General features: G+C 44.9%; 22 protein-coding genes. 2 read left to right on the top strand and 20 right to left on the bottom strand.

The window, feature by feature from the left end:
• Positions 1-6 precede the first annotated feature (6 nt).
• The 12 genes from rpoS to MN199_RS02995 form a co-directional block, all read right to left on the bottom strand.
• Positions 7-993, bottom strand: a complete 987-nt coding sequence (gene rpoS / locus MN199_RS03050; RefSeq protein WP_335738369.1) for an RNA polymerase sigma factor RpoS — start codon at positions 991-993, stop codon at positions 7-9.
• 82 nt (positions 994-1075) lie between these two features.
• A complete protein-coding gene (locus tag MN199_RS03045) occupies positions 1076-1975 on the bottom strand; it encodes a peptidoglycan DD-metalloendopeptidase family protein (protein WP_335738368.1) in 900 nt (299 codons plus the stop codon).
• 82 nt (positions 1976-2057) lie between these two features.
• Positions 2058-2960 (bottom strand): DUF368 domain-containing protein, encoded by a 903-nt coding sequence (locus MN199_RS03040; RefSeq protein WP_335738367.1) that lies wholly within the window; start codon positions 2958-2960, stop codon positions 2058-2060.
• Positions 2961-3049: 89 nt separating this feature from the next.
• On the bottom strand, positions 3050-3688 hold the full coding sequence (locus MN199_RS03035; RefSeq protein WP_132582211.1) for a protein-L-isoaspartate(D-aspartate) O-methyltransferase: 639 nt from the start codon (positions 3686-3688) through the stop codon (positions 3050-3052).
• A gap of 1 nt (position 3689) precedes the next feature.
• Positions 3690-4442 (bottom strand): 5'/3'-nucleotidase SurE, encoded by a 753-nt coding sequence (surE, locus tag MN199_RS03030; protein ID WP_132582209.1) that lies wholly within the window; start codon positions 4440-4442, stop codon positions 3690-3692.
• A gap of 3 nt (positions 4443-4445) precedes the next feature.
• Positions 4446-5489 carry a tRNA pseudouridine(13) synthase TruD gene (truD, locus tag MN199_RS03025; RefSeq protein WP_335738366.1) on the bottom strand — a complete coding sequence of 348 codons (1044 nt, stop codon included), beginning with the start codon at positions 5487-5489 and terminating at the stop codon, positions 4446-4448.
• Complete coding sequence (gene ispF, locus MN199_RS03020) at positions 5486-5965, bottom strand: 2-C-methyl-D-erythritol 2,4-cyclodiphosphate synthase (protein WP_418338065.1); 480 nt, start codon at positions 5963-5965, stop codon at positions 5486-5488. The genes truD and ispF overlap by 4 nt, the downstream gene beginning before the upstream one ends.
• On the bottom strand, positions 5965-6657 hold the full coding sequence (ispD, locus tag MN199_RS03015) for a 2-C-methyl-D-erythritol 4-phosphate cytidylyltransferase (protein ID WP_335738365.1): 693 nt from the start codon (positions 6655-6657) through the stop codon (positions 5965-5967). The genes ispF and ispD overlap by 1 nt, the downstream gene beginning before the upstream one ends.
• Entirely contained in the window at positions 6650-6949 is a 300-nt protein-coding gene (gene ftsB, locus MN199_RS03010) for a cell division protein FtsB (protein WP_132582201.1), read from the bottom strand. Before ftsB ends, ispD begins: the two co-directional genes overlap by 8 nt.
• Positions 6950-7021: 72 nt before the next feature.
• Positions 7022-7675: a hypothetical protein gene (locus MN199_RS03005; RefSeq protein ID WP_335738364.1), complete on the bottom strand. Its 654-nt coding sequence runs from the start codon at positions 7673-7675 to the stop codon at positions 7022-7024.
• A gap of 116 nt (positions 7676-7791) precedes the next feature.
• A complete protein-coding gene (gene eno / locus MN199_RS03000; protein ID WP_335738363.1) occupies positions 7792-9084 on the bottom strand; it encodes a phosphopyruvate hydratase in 1293 nt (430 codons plus the stop codon).
• Between the two features lie 59 nt (positions 9085-9143).
• Positions 9144-10781: a CTP synthase gene (locus tag MN199_RS02995; RefSeq protein WP_335738362.1), complete on the bottom strand. Its 1638-nt coding sequence runs from the start codon at positions 10779-10781 to the stop codon at positions 9144-9146.
• A 1313-nt stretch (positions 10782-12094) separates the two neighbouring features.
• Between MN199_RS02995 and MN199_RS02990 the strand changes: the two genes are divergently transcribed.
• A complete protein-coding gene (locus MN199_RS02990; RefSeq protein ID WP_132582193.1) occupies positions 12095-12460 on the top strand; it encodes an HPF/RaiA family ribosome-associated protein in 366 nt (121 codons plus the stop codon).
• 43 nt (positions 12461-12503) lie between these two features.
• Here MN199_RS02990 and mazG read toward each other — a convergent pair whose 3' ends face one another.
• The 3 genes from mazG to rlmD are packed head-to-tail and all read right to left on the bottom strand — an operon-like array spanning position 12504 to position 16834.
• On the bottom strand, positions 12504-13277 hold the full coding sequence (gene mazG, locus MN199_RS02985; RefSeq protein ID WP_335738361.1) for a nucleoside triphosphate pyrophosphohydrolase: 774 nt from the start codon (positions 13275-13277) through the stop codon (positions 12504-12506).
• 16 nt (positions 13278-13293) lie between these two features.
• On the bottom strand, positions 13294-15489 hold the full coding sequence (gene relA / locus MN199_RS02980) for a GTP diphosphokinase (RefSeq protein ID WP_335738360.1): 2196 nt from the start codon (positions 15487-15489) through the stop codon (positions 13294-13296).
• Positions 15490-15508: 19 nt separating this feature from the next.
• The gene (gene rlmD, locus MN199_RS02975; RefSeq protein WP_335738359.1) at positions 15509-16834 is read right to left on the bottom strand and encodes a 23S rRNA (uracil(1939)-C(5))-methyltransferase RlmD; all 1326 of its coding nucleotides are present in this window, start codon (positions 16832-16834) and stop codon (positions 15509-15511) included.
• An 81-nt stretch (positions 16835-16915) separates the two neighbouring features.
• Between rlmD and MN199_RS02970 the strand changes: the two genes are divergently transcribed.
• A complete protein-coding gene (locus tag MN199_RS02970) occupies positions 16916-19633 on the top strand; it encodes a response regulator (RefSeq protein ID WP_335738358.1) in 2718 nt (905 codons plus the stop codon).
• 24 nt (positions 19634-19657) lie between these two features.
• Here MN199_RS02970 and acpS read toward each other — a convergent pair whose 3' ends face one another.
• The 5 genes from acpS to rnc are packed head-to-tail and all read right to left on the bottom strand — an operon-like array spanning position 19658 to position 23113.
• Complete coding sequence (gene acpS / locus MN199_RS02965) at positions 19658-20083, bottom strand: holo-ACP synthase (RefSeq protein ID WP_335738357.1); 426 nt, start codon at positions 20081-20083, stop codon at positions 19658-19660.
• 1 nt (position 20084) lies between these two features.
• Positions 20085-20819 carry a pyridoxine 5'-phosphate synthase gene (gene pdxJ, locus MN199_RS02960; protein ID WP_335738356.1) on the bottom strand — a complete coding sequence of 245 codons (735 nt, stop codon included), beginning with the start codon at positions 20817-20819 and terminating at the stop codon, positions 20085-20087.
• 31 nt (positions 20820-20850) lie between these two features.
• Positions 20851-21534 carry a DNA repair protein RecO gene (recO, locus tag MN199_RS02955; protein ID WP_335738355.1) on the bottom strand — a complete coding sequence of 228 codons (684 nt, stop codon included), beginning with the start codon at positions 21532-21534 and terminating at the stop codon, positions 20851-20853.
• Between the two features lie 6 nt (positions 21535-21540).
• The gene (gene era / locus MN199_RS02950; RefSeq protein ID WP_335738354.1) at positions 21541-22449 is read right to left on the bottom strand and encodes a GTPase Era; all 909 of its coding nucleotides are present in this window, start codon (positions 22447-22449) and stop codon (positions 21541-21543) included.
• Positions 22439-23113 (bottom strand): ribonuclease III, encoded by a 675-nt coding sequence (gene rnc, locus MN199_RS02945; protein WP_132582175.1) that lies wholly within the window; start codon positions 23111-23113, stop codon positions 22439-22441. Before rnc ends, era begins: the two co-directional genes overlap by 11 nt.
• Between the last annotated feature and the right edge of the window lie 5 nt (positions 23114-23118).

Below are 23118 nucleotides of genomic sequence, written 5' to 3'. Positions count from 1 at the left end.
TGATGATTACTCTTGGAACAAGGTTTCAACGTTTAAGCCTTGATGCGTTACTATTTCACGTAACCGCCGCAGTGCCTCTACTTGAATTTGCCGCACCCGCTCACGAGTTAAACCTATTTCATGGCCAACATCTTCTAATGTCGAAGGCTCGTAGCCCAACATGCCAAAACGCCGTGCTAGCACTTCACGCTGCTTGGGATTTAGCTCGTTTAACCAAACCACCAAATGCTGACGAATATCGGCCTCTTGCAATTCAGCTTCAGGCCCTAACTCCTTTTCATCAGCAATAATATCCAGCAGCATCTTTTCAGAAGCACCCGCAATGGGTGTATCTACCGAGGTTATTTTTTCATTTAGCTTTAGCATTTTGCGTACGTCTTCAACTGGACGATCTAATGCTGCAGCAATTTCTTCAGGTGTCGGCTCATGATCCAACTTTTGCGACAACTCACGCGCGGCGCGTAAATAAATATTCAGTTCTTTTACTACATGAATGGGTAAACGGATGGTGCGGGTTTGATTCATAATGGCCCGCTCGATGGTCTGGCGGATCCACCAAGTAGCATAAGTAGAAAATCGGAAACCTCGTTCAGGGTCAAACTTTTCTACCGCGCGAATTAAGCCAAGGTTGCCTTCTTCAATTAAATCTAACAATGCCAAACCACGGTTGATATATCGACGCGCAATTTTAACGACTAAACGTAAATTACTTTCAATCATTCGTTTGCGCGCAGCTTGGTCACCTTTTAATGCTAGGCGCGAAAAGTAGACCTCTTCTTCAGCAGAAAGCAGTGGTGAGAAACCAATTTCCCCCAAATAAATCTGCGTGGCATCCATGTTTTTTTGACTGTCGTCTTTGGCAAAAACTTCATCATTACCAACTTCTTCAGTTGCTAATGCAGCGGCATCCGGTTCGGCTTCATCGTCGAGTAGCCCCTCATCCTCTATCTCGTCTTCTTTATAATCTAGTACATCATCACTTTTTTGTGTCATGTCCTTTCTCCCACGTATACAGGGTGCTGGGGCTAGCCAGACGCTATCTAATCCTTCTTATGACGCTAGTGTTTTAATCTAATTATTTTGGTAAATATTTTAATGGATCAACCGAACTACCACGATAACGTATCTCAAAATGCAAACGTGCATCAGTTGCATCGGTACTACCTAGTTCGGCAATTTGCTGGCCTGCCATTACCATCTGCTTTTCTGCTACCAGCATCTTTCTGTTGTGAGCGTATGCACTTAGGTAATCATCGTTATGCTTAATTATAATTAAGTTGCCATATCCTCTTAGCGCGTTACCGGCATACACAACCTGCCCACTCGCAGCAGCATTGACCCTATTGCCCTCCGCGCCGCTAATATCGACACCTTTGTTGCCTTGCTCTTTATGCGAAAACCCAGAAATTATTTTCCCTTTAACTGGCCACTGCCATTGCACCAAGCCAATATTCGGGGTAAGATTCGCGCTTTTTTTGTTTTTTATAGCTACTGTCTGACCATAACTCTTTTGATTTTCTGACGCAACTGGTTTAACCGAACTATTTGATTTTGTTTGGCTTGAACTCTGGTTACTGGTATTTTTTACCACTTGAACCGGAACCGGCTTTACGCTCGGCGTGGGTTTTATAATGGTCGGTGTTTTTTTGCTAGGAGCTGGCTTGGTGTTTTCTACCTGTGCCACACTTGGTGTCGACTTTTTGTGGTTAAGCGCAACCTTACCACCAAGGCGTAATTTTTGCTGTGGATAAATAGTGTACGGGCTGGCAATGTTATTAATTGCCGCTAGCTCGCGCACGTCTTTACCGGCACGAAACGCGATTGAATACAACGTATCGCCACGCTGAACGGTATAAGTATGTGCGTTTAAACTACCTCGGTTACGCTGCTGATAGAAGTTTTCTCTCAGATCAAGCGTAGTAACAGGCGCAGGTGCGGTGCGTGACGAACAAGCCACAACCTGCAGTATAAGCAACAGCAGCGCACCTTTGCTAATCCAGCCAAAGGTTTGCGTTAACGTGAAAGAGTAGTCGTTAAAACAACGGATACTATATTTCCTATTCGTTTGCTGCTGGCTTAGCGTTCACCGAAGCTGGTTTTAACCATTTTTCTAAATTAAGCAATAGCAACATTACTATTACTCCGGCTAGCGCGCAAATTAGCGCCAGTAAAGCATCCGCAGGCCCAATACTGTCGGCGTAGTGCCAAGGTAAATACAGCTGCTGCGCCACCTGCCAAGGCCAAATTCGATACAGTGCACCAATAACGATACCAATTAACAATGCCAAACTCGCGTCATGATAATGTTGCAATAGCCAATTTAATAACCGCGAAAAACTTAACAAGCCAACAATGCAACCGAGCATAAATAACGCTAGCACACCTAATTGTAATTCAGTTACGGCAAGCAATACTGGCGCATACATGCCAGACATTAACAAAATAAAACTGCCAGAAATACCGGGTAAAATCATCGCGCAAATTGCTACTGCACCAGCAACAAAGAACATCCAACTTTGTGGCTGTAATTCCTGTGGTGTTAACATACCCACCAGTACAGAAAATAGTATACCTAACGCGCAGAGTAATAAGCGCCAAACGCTCCAGCGTAAACTGCGACATAAATGCGGTAACGCGGTAATAATTAATGCAAAAAACAATGCCCACAATGGAATGGGTCTATGTACTAATAAATAAGAAATAATACCTGCCAGTGTAAATACACTAAATAAGATACCGCCAAACAAACACAGTAAAAAAGTGCCATCGACGTACTGCCACATAGCTTTAACGCGCCCCTGCAACAGCAGCTTAACCGCCTGTATATTACAATGGCTAATTGCGCCGAGTAGACGCTCGTAAATACCGAGAATAAACGCTAAGGTGCCGCCAGACACGCCTGGCACAACATCCGCTGCGCCCATCGCCAAGCCTTTTATGATCCACTGCAAAAACTGCATTTACTTTCCTTGTTGATTGCCTTTGTATATAGCACTGTAAATATGGGCGTCAGAATGAAAAATTAACGCTAACCTTAGATGCTAAACGCCTAGGCTAGTTCACCGGGTACTAGAGGTACGAACCGAACAGCTTCAATATCTTGGCTGGTAAACTCACTACCGCTACGTTGATACACACGCAAGACTTGCTCATGCAAACCAACTGGGATAACTAGTCTGCCACCATCGCTTAGTTGTTGTAACAACGCAATAGGCACTTCGCTTGGTGCTGCGGTAACAATAATGCTGTCAAACGGCGCCTTGCTAGGCCAACCTTGCCAGCCATCACCGTGCTTCATTGATACATTATGTAAATCTAATTGTTGGAGGCGGCGCTTTGCCTGAAACTGCAAAGCTTTAATACGCTCAACACTGCACACATGTGAGAATAACCGCGCCAATATTGCCGTTTGGTAGCCTGAGCCAGTACCTATTTCTAATAATTTGCCGGGCGCTTTGTCTTGTAATAGCAACTCAGTCATACGAGCGACAATATAAGGCTGCGAAATAGTTTGGCCTTGGCCAATAGGTAAAGCGGTATTTTCATAAGCTTTATGTGCCAATACAGCTTCGACAAACAGATGACGCGGTGTATTAGCAATTGCCGTTAGCACCTGTTGCTGTGTAATACCTTCGCTTTGAAGTTTTTGCGCCAATACCGCGGCGCTACGAGAATTTGCGACGGCCATGTTACAAATTTATCCCTTCTAACCATTGTTTCAATCGGTCCATACTGCGGTATGCCGACATATCAATTTGCAGTGGCGTAATAGAAGCGTAGTTATTCGCTACTGCATAAAAATCAGTGCCCTCGCCAGCATCTAGCTCAGGGCCAAGTACACCATACCAATATATTTCTCGGCCCCAGGGATCAGTAGTACTGGTCATGGTTTCTGCTTTATGACGACGCCCTAACCGTGTTACCTGAATGCCTTTTAGCTCTGCAATGGGTATAGCTGGTACATTGATATTAAGAATTTGATCGGCTGGTAATGGATGTGATTTTAACTTTTTAATTACCTGTATAGTGACATGAGCTGCGGTGGCAAAATGTTCATCACCACGACCGGCTAACGATACGGCAATAGCCGGCAAGCCTAAGTAGCGTCCTTCAGTTGCGGCCGCTACCGTACCAGAATACAGCACATCATCGCCCAAGTTGGCACCGTGGTTAATACCTGCCACCACTAAGTCTGGCGTAAACGACAATAGCTTGCTAATGGCAAGGTGTACACAATCACTTGGTGTGCCATTAACTGATAAAAAGCCGTTTTCCATTTTCTGTACACGCAGCGGATTCATTAGCGTTAACGAACTACTGGCACCGCTACAGTTACGATCTGGCCCCACAGTGGTCACTTCAGCTATTTGACAAAGGGCTTGCTGCAACACCTGCATGCCCTTGGCATGCACGCCATCGTCATTACTTAATAAAATGCGCATTCGCTACTCCAATGCCGCTGCTTGACGGCCGCAATCACGATAATTCACTAACTCGCGCAGCACGCTAGTCGCAAAGCAACCTGCAGGCAGGGCAAAGCTAAGGTTAATATCTGCGCCCTGCTGCTGTATCGCCAACTGTTGTGGCACTAGCCTAATGGCTCTGCGCTCAGCTTTTAAGCGGTAATCTTCTAGCCCTTGCACTAACGAGGCATACTGAGCTAACACTTGCTGCTCAAATTCAGCGGCGGTTGCGCTAACCATAGGTTCGCCAATGCCAGCAAGTACTGCGGTTATATGTAGGTCTTTTTCAGTCAAACGTTGCTGCAACGCACTATCAGTTTGCGCTGCGCGAAATACCGAACCTGAACCATCCAGTTGTAGCACATCACCATCTACTATTTGGTTAAATAACCCATGGTTAATACGCGCCGCCACTTGCTGGTTAAAGATAAAAGATCGGGCTGCCGACAAGGCTAAGCCGCGTAACTTGCGATCGGTAATACTTTGACCACTAAATAGCTGCTCAGCCAGCACTAAATTACCACCATTGATGCCAAAGCGCTGCTCACCATAATAGTTAGGTACACCGTCTAGCAATAGCTCCGCGCGTTTAAGCACATCAGCAGCGTTAGATACCTCGCGCAGGCGAATTTTAAATAGATTCGCTTTTAAAGCGCCCAAACGTAACTTACGATAATGGCGCTGCATATCGAGGATTTTACACCCTTCAAGCTGCCAACTTTGCCAATCGAGTTCTTGTTTAATCGGCCATTTAAAGCAAAACCACTGCCTAGTTACCGCATGTCGATCTTTTAAACCGGCATAGCTAATATCGCGGACACGAAGCCCCGTTAGCGTTGCCAACTGCTTGGCCACGTATTGGGTATTCTGGCCTATTTTCTCAATTTGCAGCAGCACATGTTCGCCAGCACCACTGGGGCTAAAGTTTAGCTGTTCATCGACAATAAAATCATCAGCTTGCTGGCGTAGTAACGCGGTAGCTGTCGGTTCAGCATATAAATAGGCTAAAGGTTTATTGTTAATCATGCGCTAACCAATAACACTACCGCTTCAACTGCTATGCCCTCTTTGCGCCCAACAAAGCCTAACTTTTCAGTGGTGGTGGCCTTAACGTTAACCTGAGACAACTCACAAGCTAGGTCGTCAGCAATACACTGGCGCATTGCCGTAATATGCGGAGCCATCTTTGGCGCTTGCGCCATGATGGTAATATCTAAATTACCCACGCTATAACCCGCAGTTTGTATATCAGCATACACTTTGCGTAATAAAATACGGCTATCAATGCCTTTAAATGCAGCATCGGTATCAGGGAAATGATGGCCAATATCACCCATTGCTAAAGCACCGAGTAGCGCATCTGACAAGGCATGCAGCACTACATCACCGTCGGAGTGCGCCAATAGCCCTTGTGGATTATCTATTTTTACACCACCAAGTGTAATTGGCCCATCGCCGCCAAAGGCATGTACATCAAAACCATGGCCTACACGCATTTTCATTAAATTGACTGCTCCAGATAAAACGCAGCCAGCGCTAAATCAGCTGGCTGCGTAATTTTAATATTGTCGCTATGGCCTTCAACTAGCAACACCTTATGCCCTGCCCATTCCATGGCTGAGGCTTCATCAGTAACATTAATACCAGCCAATATCGCGTCATTAAGTGCGGCCTTTAAAATGGCCGTCGGGAATAATTGCGGTGTTAGCGCATGCCATAAATGCTCGCGACTTACTGTTTCACTGACGGTATTTTCGCCGCGCTTCATTGTATCGCGCACTCGACAAGCCAGAATACCGCCTTCACCGGAGCTGATACAGCGCTTAATCAGCTGTTCAATATCACTTTTACGTACCAACGGCCGAGCGGCGTCATGCACTAAAACCCAAGGGTACTGATATTCATCAATAAAGCACAGCGCGTTTAACACCGAGTGCATTCGCTCATCACCACCCTTTACGCGGATAATGTCATCATTAGCCAATGCTGTGGTATCAAAGTAAGGATCATCAGCGGCCAAGGCTAACCATAGTTGTTGGATAGCCGGCACCGAACGCAGTTTAGCGACACTATGCTCCAAAATAGTTTTGCCATGCAGTTGTAAATATTGTTTGGGTACACTGCTTTGCATACGTGAGCCAATGCCAGCTGCCGGCATTATAGCGGCTATTGCTGGCAAAACGGGGTCAGTCATTGCTGCCACCGTTATCACCATGTTGGCTAATCATACGAAAAAACACTTCATCTTCTTTAATCAGACCAAGTTCGTTTCGCGCTCGCTCTTCAATGGCATCAAGCCCTTGTTGTAAGTCTTTTACATCCGCAAGCAACAATCTATTGCGTTTCGCTAGCTCTAGGTTACTTGCTTGCTGGCTGCGTAGCTCTTCTTGCTGGCGAAAATAGTCGGCAATACTATGTTCGCCAAACCATAAACGGTATTGCAGCAAGCCGAGTAAGACAATAAGTAGTAAGGTGAGTATTCGCATATTACAACTTCGTTAAAAAAGCTTTAGTTATTATGAAGCCTTGGCCGATGAATGCAAAGTAGGAAACCACGATTAGTCCAACAATGCTGGTAATGGCTTAGCAAAGTTTTGCCAGTTTAGTCGACTTGCTAATAGCAGCTCACGCAAACTAAGGCGTCGCGGTGGCTTTTTGTCACCATTTAACCATTGATGACCACAGCAGGCTGCAGTAACAATAGTTTTAACCGGTTTTAATAGAAATTTATCACTATTTTGCGATTCAAGCGGCGTACCAGAAAAACTAAACCAACCGTGTTCATTGCAATGTAACCTAAGACCTTCGCTATCAACCTCATCTACACTATCTAAAACGATTTGCTCTTGCGTAAGCTGGGTAATATACAGGGGTACAATTAAACCCGGTTTGGCGTACTTATTATAAAACGCATCAATAGGATCGGCGTGTTGTTTACGCGCTGGGCATGAACTTGCTTGCTTGTGATACCAAGAGGCATTTTGGCTATCCAGTTCAAGCTGATTTTTTTGTTGTAAGATATTACTGGCAGCACGACGGATATAAAACGGCAAGCTGGCAAGTCGGTTAGGTAACCTTAATAATTGCTCTGTGCTTAATTGCGATAGACGTAATAGCTCGCGTTCATACAAAGCGTTACATAGCTCGGTATACGTCTGATTTTCTCTGGACACCTGCCAGAAATGCGGCTGATTAACACGGGTATCTATCATGACCAGATGTTAGCTAATTGGCTGAACTTTGCAAAGCAAAAACCCTTAGTCATCATAAAGTTTTGTCGCTAAAAACAAAGCCACCTGACGGTGGCTTTGTTTTATATTGTCAGCAATTACTGACCTTTAATTTCGCTACGGCCGTTATAAGGCACCTTTCCAGCTAATTCTTGTTCAATACGCAATAACTGATTGTACTTCGCTACCCGATCTGAACGACACAGTGAACCGGTTTTAATTTGTCCAGCTGCAGTACCCACTGCTAAATCAGCAATAAACGCATCTTCGGTTTCACCACTGCGGTGTGAAATTACGGCAGTAAAACCGGCGTCTTTCGCCATTTTAATTGCGGCTAAGGTTTCGCTTAAGGTACCAATTTGGTTAACTTTAATTAAAATAGAGTTACCAATACCCTGCGCGATGCCACGGGCTAAAATTTTGGTATTAGTAACAAATAAATCGTCGCCAACCAGTTGTATCTTATCACCAAGTTTATTGGTTAGATCTTTCCAACCATCCCAATCGCTTTCATCTAAACCGTCTTCAATTGACACTATAGGGTAGCGCTGAGTTAAGCCGGCTAAATAGTCGTTAAAGCCATATGCATCAAAGCTTTTATTCTCGCCGCTTAATACGTATTTACCGTCTTTGTAAAATTCAGTAGCGGCACAATCTAGGGCCAAGGTTACGTCTTTATTCATTTCGTAACCAGCCGCTTTTACTGCTTCAACGATTACCGTTAATGCTTCTTCATTTGACTTAAGATCAGGGGCAAAGCCACCTTCGTCGCCTACTGCCGTATTAAGGCCACGTTTTTGTAATTCTTTTTTCAAGCTATGGAAAATTTCGGCACCCATACGTAGCGCTTCAGCAAAGCTTTTTGCGCCAACCGGCTGTACCATAAACTCTTGAATATCAACGTTGTTATCAGCGTGTTCGCCACCGTTAATAATATTCATCATTGGCACTGGCATGCTATACACACCAGGCGTGCCATTTAAATCAGCAATATGCTGATACAGCGGAATGTGTTTATCCGCAGCTGCAGCACGCGCCACCGCTAAAGACACCGCTAATATCGCGTTCGCGCCTAGGTTACTTTTTGTTTCAGTGCCATCTAAATCAATCATGATCTGGTCAATTTGTTGCTGCTGATCAGCCTGTTTGCCTTTTAGTGCAGTCTGAATAGGGCCAACAATATTCGCAACGGCTTTAGTAACGCCTTTACCTAAATAGCGGGTTTTATCGCCATCACGCAATTCTAATGCTTCGCGTGAACCCGTTGATGCACCTGATGGCGCACAACCACGGCCCATTGCGCCGCTAGCTAAATAAACATCGGCTTCTACCGTTGGGTTGCCGCGAGAATCCATGATTTCACGAGCGATAATTTTTATAATTTCAGACATGCTTAAATTTCCCTGTTAAAAAAAACAGCCGCGGATATATTCACACGGCTTAGCATAGGTTATACCGATTTCTGTTTTTGCGCTTTGAACACCGCAGCAACAAAGCTTTGAAACAGTGGATGGCCATCACGAGGTGTTGAGTTAAATTCCGGATGAAACTGCGCAGCAACAAAAAATGGATGCGCGGGTATTTCAATCATCTCAACCAGTTGGTTATCAGCAGACAAACCCGACACCACTAAGCCGGCATCTTCTAATTGTGGTCGCAAGTTATTATTAACTTCATAACGATGGCGATGGCGTTCGCTAATCACCGCTTGGCCATATATTTCGCGCGCTTTAGTGTTATCAACTAAATTACACTTTTGACTGCCTAAGCGCATAGTGCCGCCTAAATCTGACTCGTCAGTACGTGTTGCTACCGAACCGTCGGCATCGCGCCATTCGGTAATTAAACCCACTACTGGATAAGGTGTATCTGGGTTAAATTCAGTTGAGTTAGCATGGCTCATACCCACTACGTTACGCGCAAATTCAATTAGCGCCACTTGCATACCTAAACAAATACCTAAATAAGGTATGTTGTTTTCACGGGCATACTGCGCAGTCATAATTTTACCTTCAACACCGCGCTCGCCAAAGCCACCCGGCACTAAAATGCCATCAACACCGGCTAACATGCCCATGCCTTTGGTTTCAACATCTTGCGAGTCAATATACTTAATGTGCACGGTAACACGGTTTTTTAAGCCTGCGTGTGATAATGCTTCGTTGACCGATTTATACGCATCTGGCAGCTCGGTATATTTACCTACCATAGCAATAGTGACTTCACCGGTTGGGTTAGTTTGCTGATACAGCACCTGCTCCCATTCGGCTAGGTTAGCTTCTGGTGCTTCAATATAGAACCGACGACAAACAAGATCGTCTAAGCCTTGAGACTTTAACAAGGCTGGAATTTGATAAATACTTGATACGTCTTTTAACGAGATAACCGCTTTTTCTTCTACGTTAGTAAACAAGGCGATCTTAGAGCGCTCGTTGGCTGGAATTGCGCGGTCTGAACGGCAGATCAAAATATCTGGCTGAATACCAATTGAGCGCAGCTCTTTTACTGAATGCTGAGTTGGCTTAGTTTTAATTTCACCGGCAGTACCCAAGTATGGTACTAATGTCAGGTGCATATATAAAGTGCGCTCGCGGCCTACTTCAGCACCTAACTGACGAATCGCTTCTAAAAACGGTAAAGACTCAATATCACCAACCGTGCCACCAATTTCTACAATGGCAATATCATGGCCTTCAGCGCCAGCAATAACGCGGCTTTTAATTTCATTGGTAATATGCGGAATAACCTGAATAGTCGCGCCCAAGTAATCGCCACGACGCTCGCGACGTAATACATCGGCGTAGATACGACCTTGGGTAAAGTTGTTTAACTTTGTCATTTTAGTGCGAATAAAACGTTCGTAGTGGCCTAAATCTAGGTCAGTTTCAGCGCCATCTTCGGTAACAAACACCTCACCATGCTGAATTGGGCTCATGGTGCCGGGGTCAACGTTAATGTAGGGGTCGAGCTTAAGAATGGTTACCTTTAGGCCTCGCGCTTCTAAAATAGCAGCCAGCGACGCTGCGGCAATGCCTTTACCGAGCGATGAAACCACGCCACCCGTCACAAAGATATATCTTGTAGTCATAAGACCCCTGAGACAATGTTAATCAATAGATGAATACCAAAAATAACCACGCACCCAGTGTAAACACAGGGACGATAAAGGTTGGCTAATATTTGGTATCAGGACGGGAGGAAAGTATAGCAAAGCGCAGCGACGCACTCAATGTAAAGCTGACAGCTAACGCAATTTATCTTTCTGTCAGCTGTCAGCCTAATACTTAAGGTAATGTAATTATTAAATTAAGGACAACGTCCAAGGAACTCTGCAACCATGGTACCGTTTTGGCTAGAAAAGCTATACTTGCATATCCGACCTAGATCATTTTCGTGCTTCTCCGCCAACCTATTACCTATTATAGGGCTACTTCCCAACCAATTTGCAATATCGCCAGAAGATATGATCTTATCGTAATTAACGCTCTGAAAAGCATCCATCAATACGCTTACAAGACAGAAAGTTATTTTTGGTGTTTGGGGACCATCTCTGTTCATTAGATCATGCAATGCCGTACCATCTATAAAACTATTAACTTGGCTCAGATTTACGTCTTCGTCTATCTTATTCAGAGTAATAACCCAGCGTAAACGAGATATTGATGACGCTTGCGGTGAGCTATAAGTTATATCTAAAATTCGAGTGCTCTGGCTCTCTGTCGCCCAACTTGCAGTGTATACGACGTTTGATCCTGTATTATTGTTCCCCGACATTTTTTTTTGGAAACATCCATTGATATGTTAGCGAGAGCCTCAGAATAACTTTTGTAACGCCCTGACGTCATCATCTCTGTCATCACGTTCTGCAGCTGAAGGCTGAGTGCGGAAATATAAAAAGGGTTTAGCGCGTCTCTTAACGCAAATACGTGAGGATCATTCTGACAAATCGCAGGTTCATTAAGATTTTCTTTTATTACCAAGTCAGAGACCGGGGTATTAGTAGCATTTAAAGTTGTACAACCCGCTATAAGCACAAGTGTTATAACTTTGAGTGCTAACCCTTTAATATTCATACTCGACATTCCTTGTTAAATTGTCCATTCATTGCGCCAAACAATAATGCATCATAAAAGCCAATTTAAATTAACATTTAAAAATCATAAAATAAACTTTATAAGTTAGGTGCGCTCAACTTATCACACTGGTCACATTTGATATGCCCTAATAGAAATAACATACGATATTCTGCGCGTTATAAGCATTTTAAAAAAACTTTGTCAGCAGGGCCTTGTCGAACGCTTAAGTCGTCACCAGATATGTATTAACAGATGGAATATCATGCGACATAGGCGAGCTAGAAAATTCAACGTCTCGCCACTTAGTCAACAACAGGAGTAGCCTATGCAAATTCAACTACACACAGACCGCCACATTAAATCCGACGAACGGTTGGCCGAGTTTGCCCGTGATATATTACAAAGCAAACTAAATCGTTTTGCTGATAACCTGACCCGTATTGAAGTGCACTTAAGTGATGAGAATGGCCAGCAAAAACACGATGGTCATGATAAGCGCTGTACTATTGAAGCGCGTTTTGATGGTTTAGACCCGCTAGCGATCACTGAACATGCCGCGACGGTTGGCCAAGCCATTACTGGCGCGGCAGAGAAAATGCAGCGTAAGCTCAGTTCTGTTACAGGCAAATTACGTGATAAACATGTAAAAGCCGCCAACCTAGAATTCACTGAACCTGACGAAGTCAATTAATATTAGTTCGCTGGGGCGCGGGTTTATTATCAGCGCCCCTGATTTAAACCTGCTGTTTTATTTGCTGCCATAGTTGTTCCATTTCATCTAAGTTAGATTGCTCAGGCGTTTTGCCATTAAGCACTAACGCTTGCTCAACCGCGCGAAAACGCCGTTCGAACTTGCTATTGGCCGCTCGCAGCACAGCTTCTGGATCTAGTTTGTGTTTACGCACCACGTTTACCAGTGCAAACATTAAATCACCCAACTCTTCGCTAAGTTCTGGGCTGTCAGCTGCAGTTTCTTCAACTTCAAGAATTTCTTCTTTTACTTTATCCCAGCAGCCATCAACACTTGGCCAGTCAAAACCGACGTTAGCGCAGCGTTTTTGCAATTTATAAGCCCGGCTTAGCGCTGGCATGGCCTGTGGAATATTATCCAACACGCTGTTTTGGCCTACGTCTTTGCGTTCTTCAGTTTTTAGCGCTTCCCAGTTTTTTAATACTGCATCAGCGTCGGCTAGGTTTAATTCGCCAAATACATGTGGGTGGCGCCGCTCTAGTTTGTCACATATGGCGGCTACGCAATCATCAAAGGCAAAGCGGCCTTCTTCCTTAGCAATTTGTGCGTAAAAGACCACCTGAAACAGTAAGTCACCAAGCTCGTCTTTTAGTTCGTCAAAGCTTTGCCGCGCTATGGCATCGGCCACTTCATAGGCTTCTTCTAGGGTGTAGGGCACAATACTGGCATAGCTTTGCTTTAGATCCCATGGGCAGCCGTGCTCCGGGTCACGCAGCCGGCTCATAATGGCTAACAGGCGGTTAATATTGTCTGGCACAGTTTTCCTTTTACTATTAATGATGCGCGCGTTTAGCTTCGGCTACATCGTCTATCTGGCTAATTTTGCTTAATAATTTATTTAGCGAGTCGAGGTTATACAACTCTAGGGTCATATTAATTACCGCGGTTTGCGCTTTAATATCTGAGCTACTGCTCATTTTCGTTACGTTGGCTTTTTCATTAGCTAATATGCTGGTGATATCACGCAGTAAACCATTACGGTCGTGTGCAACAATACGAATATCAACCTCATAGCCTGAGGCATATTTGTCGCCCCAAGTTGCATCCACCACCCGAGCTGGGTGAGTGTCTTGCAAGGTTTTAAATTGATCACAGTCATCACGGTGAATGGCAATGCCGCGCCCCTGCGTAATATAGCCAACAATGGCGTCACCCGGTAACGGATGACAGCACCCCGCCATGTGGGTTAATAAATTACCCACCCCTTGCACGACTACATCGCTTTTAGCTTTAGTTGGTGCTAGCGGCTTGGTAATTAAACGCGGATCAATATCTGGCTGCTCCGCTTTACCGTATTGGCTTTGAATAAAGTGCACCACTTGGGTAACTTTAATTTCTCCGCCGCCAATACCAACTAATAGCTCCTCCATCGAGTTAACATTAAATCGGCTAATCACTTTTGCGGGCTGGTTCATCACTAAATTTAACCGAGCCAATTCGGTATCAAGCAACTCTTTACCCGCGGCAAGGTTTTTATCGCGGTCTTGCAGGCGAAACCAATACTGCACTTTTGAGCGCGCGCGGCTGGACTTTAAATAGCCTAAGTTAGGGTTTAGCCAATCGCGGCTAGGATTCAACTCACGGCCGGTTAAAATTTCAACCTGATCGCCAGTTTTTAACTGGTAAGTGAAGGGCACTATGCGGCCAGATATTTTTGCGCCAATGCAGCGATGGCCAACATTCGAATGCACATAATAGGCAAAATCGAGGGGCGTAGAGCCCATTGGCAAATCGACAATATCGCCTTTGGGCGTAAACACATAAACCCGATCTTCAATAACCTGATTGCGTAGTTCTTCAGCTAAATCGGTACTGTCGACAACATCTTCTTGCCATTGCAATAATTTACGCAGCCAACCAATTTTCTCATCATTCGCACTGCCTTTGCCCGACGCATTACCTTCTTTGTAACGCCAATGCGCGGCAACACCTAGTTCTGAGTCTTCATGCATTTGCCGAGTACGTATTTGAATTTCAATCGCGCGCCCTTGTGGGCCAAGTACTACGGTATGAATAGACTGATAGCCATTTTGCTTTGGCGTAGCAATATAGTCATCAAATTCTTTGGGGAGATGCCGCCAGCTGGTATGCACTAAACCCAGTGCCGCATAACAGTCTTGTACTTGTTCAGTTATAATGCGTACTGCACGGATATCATATAGTTGGTCAAATTCCACTTGTTTTTTTTGCATTTTTTTCCAAATGCTAAAAATGTGTTTTGGCCGCCCCTGCACCTCGGCTTTTACATTCGCATCGGCCATTTTTTGCTGCACCGAGCTAACAAAATCTTGCAGGTATTGCTCTCGATCTAAACGCTTTTCTTCTAGTAGGCTGGCAATTTGTTTATATAGCTGTGGGTGCAAATAACGAAATGCTAAATCTTCTAACTCCCACTTTAGTTGACCAATGCCTAATCTATTAGCTAAAGGCCCGAAAATGGCATTGGTTTCTTTAGCTGCCAACACACGCGTTTCTTCGTCAGCATTTTTCACTTCGCGCAGATAACAAATTTGCGCGGCAAGCTTAATAACTACGGCGCGCACGTCTTCAACCATGGCCAGCAGCATACGCCGCAGATTATCGGCCTGTAGCGGATTAACACTTTGGTTAGGGCCGGTAGGAATAGTACGAATAGCTTCCATTTGCTGCACCGCGCGCAACATTATCAATACATTGGTCGAAAATTCAGGTTCCAGCTGCTCAATAGTCACTAAACCCGCATCCAGTAGCGGAAACAACAATGCCGCTAATAACGAATCGCTGTCCATGCGCAGTTCGGCCAGAATTTCGACCATCTCCCAACCGGTGCGCACGGCCAGCTCAGTATCAAGTAACTGGTGTTGTTTTAGCCACTGTTCAGCATTCATTAGGCTAGTGATCTTTTTCTCTGTCAGATCTAACGAACATAACCACGCCAGTGTTTCACCACTGTTGTACTCATTGCTGTGTGACTGACGAACCCTAACCATGTACTGACTCCTTTTTATGTTACAACCGGCTAAACAATGCCATTAACTCTAAATGACTGGTGTGGGCAAACATATCTACGCCACAGATTTTCTCTAAACGATAGCCAGTTTGTAGTAAATGTTTGGCATCACGCGCAAAGGTCGCACTATTACACGACACATATAATATGTGCTGTGGTTTTAATTTAGTAATTTGTTCAACGGCACCCACGGCACCGGCACGTGCAGGGTCAAGCAACACCTTACTATATATTGGCTTATTCCAACTGGTTTTAGGCCAAGCTAAATGTAAATCAGCTTGAAACGCCACAACGTTGCTCAGACCGTTTAACTGGGCATTAGTTGCCAGCTGCTGCACCATTTTGCTAACGCCTTCAATGCCATACACGGTTTTAGCCTGCTGTGCCAACGCTAAGGTAAAATTGCCAATACCCGCGTATAAATCTAACACCACATCGTTAGCGTTGATATTCAACCAGTTAAGCGCCTGAGTGACCATTTTTTGATTAAGCTCGGCATTAATTTGAATAAAGGCATCAGTAGCAAATTCTAAGCGTAGGTTTTGCTCTGCTAAGTAATAATGCGGTTGCACTGCTGGCTGCCAATAATGAATGACACTTGGCTCTGCCTCGCCCAGCCAAACAGCCTCAGGCCAAGCAGCAATAAATAACTGCTGCTCTTCAACCGTTAAGGGCTTGGTATGGCGCAAAGTAATAAAAGCTTGCTCGCCCGCCTGCAATACTTCGGCATGGGTTACGGCGGCTGGATCTTTTAATTGCGGAATAACCTTATTTAACTCAGTAAATATTGGTGCGAGTAGCGGCGACAACACCATGCAGTCTGCTATTGCCACAATCTGTTTATCGCCACTTTGGCGAAAGCCCACGCTAACACGGCGCTGCTTTTTATCGTACCAAATGCCAATTCTGGCGCGACGACGATAACCGTGGTCATCATCTACCAACATGGCTTGCCACGGTAAAGCGCTTAAACCTGTTTGGTGCCTAATTAACTGATCTATACCTTGCTGCTTTAAGTCGCGCTGCGCTTGGATATCTAGATGCTGCAGCTGACAACCGCCACATATAGCAGCGTAGTGGCAAGGCGCCGTTACCCGTAATACCGAGGGTTGCAATACTTTTATTGTTGTCGCTTTAATAAAGCCGGGTTTATCTTCTAGTATTTTGGCTTGCACCCGCTCACCGGGTAAAGCGCCACTAACAAACGCAATTTTTTGCTGATATTGGCCAATACCTTGCACCTCATAATCGGCGCTATCAATCTGAAAGGTTAGGGTTTTACCCAATAAGCTCGTTTTAGGTTTGGCTTTGTATATGTTAAGCATGGCTTCTCTATCAGGTTGTAGGCAACGGCGATGTGTTATGTCATTATCCAAACAACGATAATTACAGTACAGCCTGCGACAATGAAAAAAATTGGATTACGCACTTGGTTATGGCTTTGCAGCCTACTGCCTGCATTGCTGGTCAGTGTATTCTGTGCAGGGTATTTTAGCTATGTTCGCTATCATGAGTTAGCCTTTTCTTTTAACGAACGCGCTCGCGATATTGCCTTGCCGCTGGCAATGAGTAGCCAAGATTTGCTCAGCCGACAAAATATGCCCGCCTTACAACAGCTATTAGAAAGTGCGCACCGGTTTAATTCGCCACGGCTAAGCAATATCAGTCTGTTTAATGCCCAGTACCAGCCGGTGTTACATACCAACTCGCAGCAATTTGATAAAAGCTTACGGCTAAACGTCAGCGACACATTGCCGGCCTTTGGTTTACTTTCAGAAAACAACAACAGCGTAATATTTTATCAGCCGCTGCTAACCAGCACCGATAGTGCGCATTCGCAGCAGTTAGGCTATTTGTTATTACAACTGCCTAAAGCTCAATTGCAATTACAGCAGCAAAATATGCTATTAAACACTGCAGCGCTAACATTGGCTTTTATGCTGCTAATAATGTTGCCAACCCTACTGCTATTGCGCAACCTACACCGACCAATAAAACACATTGTACGCAATTTACAACAGCTACTTAATGGCGAAACCGTTGAAGTTGATACCAGCGCCATAATTAATGAACTGGTGGTATTACAACAAAATCTAAACCTACTAGGTATGCAACTTTGCGCACAGGAAAATGAATTACAACAACAAATTGAACAGGTTACTTGTGACTTACAGCAAAGTATGGAGCAGCTAGAAGTCCAGAATATTGAACTTGAGTTTGCTAAGCGCAAAGCGCAAGAGGATAACCGGCAAAAATCTGAATTTTTGGCAAAAATGAGCCATGAATTACGTACCCCGCTCAACGGAGTTATCGGCTTTAGCCGCCAGCTGCTTAAAACCCAATTAACTAGTAGTCAGCATGACTATTTAACTATTATTCAAAAATCTGCCAATAGCCTGCTGCATCTAGTAAACGACGTACAAGACTTCTCTAAATTAGAAGAAGGTAGGCTATCCATAAACCCCGAGCCGTTTTCGTTACGAGATTTGTTAAATGATGCTATTGAGCTTTTAGCGGCAAACGCCTTTGAGAAACAACTCGAACTGGTATTAATGGTTGAACCCTCCTGCCCTGATGATGTGGTGGCCGATCCGGTGCGTTTTGTCCAAATTTTAATGAACATTGCCGGGAATGCGATTAAATTTACCGAGCATGGCAGCATAGTTATTCGCGTGTCAGCCACATTGCTAAACGAAGAGCAGCTCATTTTGCATTGCTCAGTGCAAGATACCGGTCAAGGCATAAGCGAAGAGCAGCAAAGCCAGCTATTCCAAGGTTTTAGCCATAGCGATGCGCGCAGCCATCAAAGTGGTTCTGGCTTAGGTTTAATGATTTCACAACGACTGGTTAAAGCCATGAACGGTAAAATTGGCTTTGAAAGTAAACAAGCTGAAGGTTCTACTTTTTGGTTTACCGTTAAATGCTTACGCCACCAATTATCCGTTGCTGACAATCTGCCATTAGAGGTATTAGAAAATAAAAGCTTATTATACTTTGAATCACAGCAGCACTCTCGCGAGGCGACGCTAAGTTTATTGCATAGCTGGGGTTTGCAAGTTACTGCTTGTGCTACTAAAGGCCAGTTGCAGCAAGCGCTGGCACATAACCAACATTATGATATCGGTTTAATTGGCCGCACAGTGGCGCTAAACCAAGTTAATCAAGTGCTGGCATTAATGCAGCAAATAAAACCGCACTGCAGTAACACCTATCTACTGGTAAATACGTTATCACCGCATTTACGCGAAACGCTATTAAGCTCGGGTGCCGATGGCTGTTTATCAAAACCGCCGCACTTACGAAAATTAGCCAGCGCATTGGCCAGCCCCTACCTAACGCAGCAAAAAGTAGTCGACGAGCAAACCGTGCGCAGCCAAGCCAGCATTAGAGTGCTTACGGTTGATGACAATGGTGCCAACTTAAAGCTTATTAATACCCTGTTAGCGGAACATGTTGAGCAAATAGAGTCTGCGCAAGATGGCGCTGAAGCGTGGCATAAAGCAACACAGCGCGCCTATGACATTATCTTTATGGATATTAATATGCCTGTTATGGATGGCATTACCGCTTGTCAGCGCATCCGTCAAAGCTCGCTAAACGAACATACCCCCATTATTGCCGTTACCGCACATGCTATTGACGGTGAACGCGAGCGTTTACTTAAACTGGGCTTTAATGAGTTTTTAAGTAAACCTTTAGATGAAAATATATTGCACTGTTGCTTGCAGGAGTTTTGCCCTAGTAGCCGCGTAGCAGAGACAGATCGCAGTTGGCCCATAAGTAAACTTGTCGACTGGCCATTGTCGTTAGAGCGCGCTAGCGGTAAATGCAGTTTAATGAAGGAAATGTTGTTAATGCTAGTTAATAGCATTACGGCTAGCCGCGTAGCAATACAGCAGGCGTTGGCCTCAGATGATATACAACAGCTACTGCAACAAATACATAAATTGCACGGCGCCTGTTGTTATACCGGTGTACCACGGTTAAAACAATTAGCAGAATTACTTGAAACCCAATTGAAACTGGGTAAAACCGCGACACAACTTGAACCTGAATTACTGGAATTGGACGATGTAATGCAAGCGTTGTGGCACGAAAGCCAACAGTGGATATGGGATTGGTAAAAACAAATACTTAGCAGCGTAGCATTACTGTCGTTCTAAAATCACCGTAGCTGCAGCATAAGCTTGCTCATCGGTAATTGACAACCAGATATGCGTTACACCTTTATTGGCAGCTAGTTCAGCGGCATAGTCAGTTAAAGCTAACTGCGGCGCGCCATCGGCGCTATTACTAACGTTAATATGCTGAAATGACACACCACGGCCAATGCCGGTGCCAAGCGCCTTGGCCGCAGCTTCTTTAGCAGCAAAGCGTTTAGCAAAATATCGCGCGGCATTATCAGCATCGCTTATCGTCATGGTATTATTGGCCATATTCTTCGTTGCAATGGCATGGTAAATCGCTTGCTCATCAGCGGTTAACACCCGCTTTATTAAGCCAGCACTGCGCGCTAAGCTTTGGCTAACACGCGCAATTTCAACGATATCGGTACCTAAACCAATAATGGCCACGTTAACCGCGCGCCTCAACCATTAGGCGCTTCATTTCGCGCACTGCTGCATCTAAACCACTAAACACGGCTCGGGCAACAATAGCATGACCTATATTTAGCTCGTACATTTGCGGTATAGCGGCTATCGGCTGTACGTTATGGTAATGCAAACCGTGGCCAGCATTAACGATAAGGCCAAGTGTGGAGGCAAACGCCGCAGCATCGGCAATACGCTTTAATTCTGTAGCTTGAGCATTAATATCAGTACAATGCGCATACTTCCCGGTATGAATTTCAATGTAGGGTGCACCGGCTTTAGCTGCCGCTTCAATTTGTTGGTGATCGGCATCAATAAACAATGATACCAACACATTTTGTTCACGCATTTGCGTAACCGCATCGGTAATACGCGCCAGCTGGCCAACCACTTCTAGCCCGCCTTCGGTGGTGAGCTCTTCACGTTTTTCTGGTACAAAACAAGCAAAGTGTGGCTTTAACTCAGTCGCTATCGCTAGCATTTCATCAGTTACCGCCATTTCAAAATTTAATCGAGTAGCAATAGTTTGGCGTAATACAAATACATCACGGTCAATAATATGCCGTCTATCTTCGCGTAAATGCACGGTAATACCGTCGGCGCCAGCCTGCTCGGCAACTAAGGCCGCATGCACCGGTTCTGGATAATAGGTGCCGCGCGCCTGACGTAAAGTAGCAACGTGATCAATATTAACGCCAAGAAAAATAGGGTTATGCATGCCTGACTCCAAATAAAAATAACGTTATAAATTAACTACCGGCAAATAATGCACGACTCGCCAACGGCTTGCTGCCCAGTAACGGCGCAAGAATTTGCCGGCTAAGTTGCTTGGCGCTGCGCTTCGTTTCATCGCATTGCCATTGCTTAAGGCCAATATTAAGTAATACCTCGCCGCGATATCCTTTAGCCATTTGCACAAAACCTTGTTCGCTGTACCACTGATAATAAGCATGAGCATTTAATGCGCCGCCCGCACTATCATATTGCCAATCTATTGGCTGGCCTAACTCCGTTAATAATGCAAACTCAAATTCCCGCAAGCATGGCTCTAGCTCTACCACGCCTTGTTGCACTGCAGCTAACTGCTGCAAGCATTGCTGGTACAGGTAAAATAGCTGCTCTGCAGCCAAATTATCGGGCCATAACCGACAAACTAATTCATTTAAATACAAACCGCTGTATAGCACCTTACCGGTTAAAACCAGTGCCGGTGCTGCTTCATCAATAGTTGATACGGTTTTAAGCTCACTACGGCCTACCAGCTGCAACATAAACTCTTGAAAGGGTTGCAAGGCCAAGCGTTGCTTGCCCTGCTTCTTTCGCACTACCGCGGATAAACGCCCTTGTTCAGGCAGTAATAGTTGAAGTATTAGCTTACTTTCACCAAGCGGGCGGCTATGCAGAATGTAGGCAGGCCAAAGCTGTGGCTGCATGGTTGATTAATCTTCGCCGTAACCTAAGCTACGCAATGCGCGCTCATCGTCAGCCCAACCTGATTTTACTTTTACCCAAACCTCTAAAAACACTGGCTGCTCTAACATTGCGGCCATATCTATTCTGGCTTCAGTCGCAATCGTTTTTATGCGCTCACCTTTATTGCCGATAACCATACGTTTTTGGCCTTCGCGCTCAACTAACACTAATGCGGCGATATGATAGTGTTTCTCTTCCCACTTAAAGCGTTCAATTTCTACGGTTACTGAGTAAGGTAATTCTTCGCCTAAAAAGCGCATCAGCTTTTCACGGACAATTTCAGCGGCCATAAACCGCATTGATCGGTCGGTAACGTAATCTTCAGGGAAAAAGAATTCGCACGGCGGTAAATGCCCTTGCACTGCGGTACGTAATGCTTCAACGTTGTCGCCAGTTTCAGCCGACAACGGCACGACATCAATAAAGTTAAGCTGTGCGCCTAACCATTGTAAATGCGGTAGTAAGGTGTCTTTATCACGATACAAATCTACTTTATTCACCACCAGTATTACTGGCTTGTTTGATGCAATTAGCCGATTAAGTACCATTTGATCATCGTCAGTCCAACGCGTGCCTTCAACGACAAACAGCACAAATTCTACATCCAGAATTGAACTGGCCGCAGCTCGGTTCATTACCCGATTAATGGCGCGCTTTTCTTCGCTATGTAAGCCAGGCGTATCCACATATACTGTTTGGTAATTATCACGCGTGTCTATGCCAACAATACGATGTCTTGTAGTTTGTGGCTTCTTTGAGGTAATACTTACCTTCTGGCCAACCAGCTTATTTAGCAATGTAGATTTACCCACATTAGGTCGGCCTACAATAGCAACTAATGCGGCATAAGTTGGCGTTACGGTGCTATCTGTCATGCTTAATTTTTTCCAGCGCCATATGAGCGGCGTCCTGCTCTGCCTTGCGGCGTGAACTGCCGGTAGCGGTAAAAGGTGCCATACCTGCAATAGTGCAGCGTACGGTAAACGTTTGCTGATGCGCTTCACCTAAAGTGGCAATTACATCATACACTGGCAGCGCTAAGCGCAGCCCTTGCAAATATTCTTGTAGCAATGTTTTAGAATCTTTTTGCTCGCCTGGCGTTATAACCTCTAACCGTGAGCCGAACCAAAACAAAATACGCTCTTTGCACGCGTCCATGCCAGAGTCTAAATAAATAGCACCTAAAATGGCCTCGACTGCGTCAGCTAAAATAGACTCGCGCCGAAAACCGCCACTTTTTAACTCGCCAGGGCCTAAACGTAAGTACTCAGATAAACGTAATTCTTGGGCAATTTCGGCCAAGGTAACCCCCTTTACCAACGCCGCACGCATGCGAGTTAAGTCACCTTCACGCGCTTTAGGAAAATGAGTATAAAGGGTTTCAGCAATCACTAAGCTTAGCACCGCGTCGCCAAGGTATTCTAGCCGTTCATTGTGCTGGCCTTTACAACTGCGGTGAGTAAGTGCTTGCTCTAATAGGTCGGGCTGTTGAAACTGATAGCCTAAACGGGCTATCAGTGGATTTAACGATTTTTGCATGTTTG

This window comes from Rheinheimera metallidurans (genome assembly GCF_036983985.1).
In the GTDB taxonomy this organism is placed as follows: Bacteria; Pseudomonadota; Gammaproteobacteria; order Enterobacterales; family Alteromonadaceae; genus Alishewanella; species Alishewanella metallidurans.
Note: the sequence above shows the minus strand (reverse complement) of the source record. Positions and strands in the feature narration are given on the sequence as shown.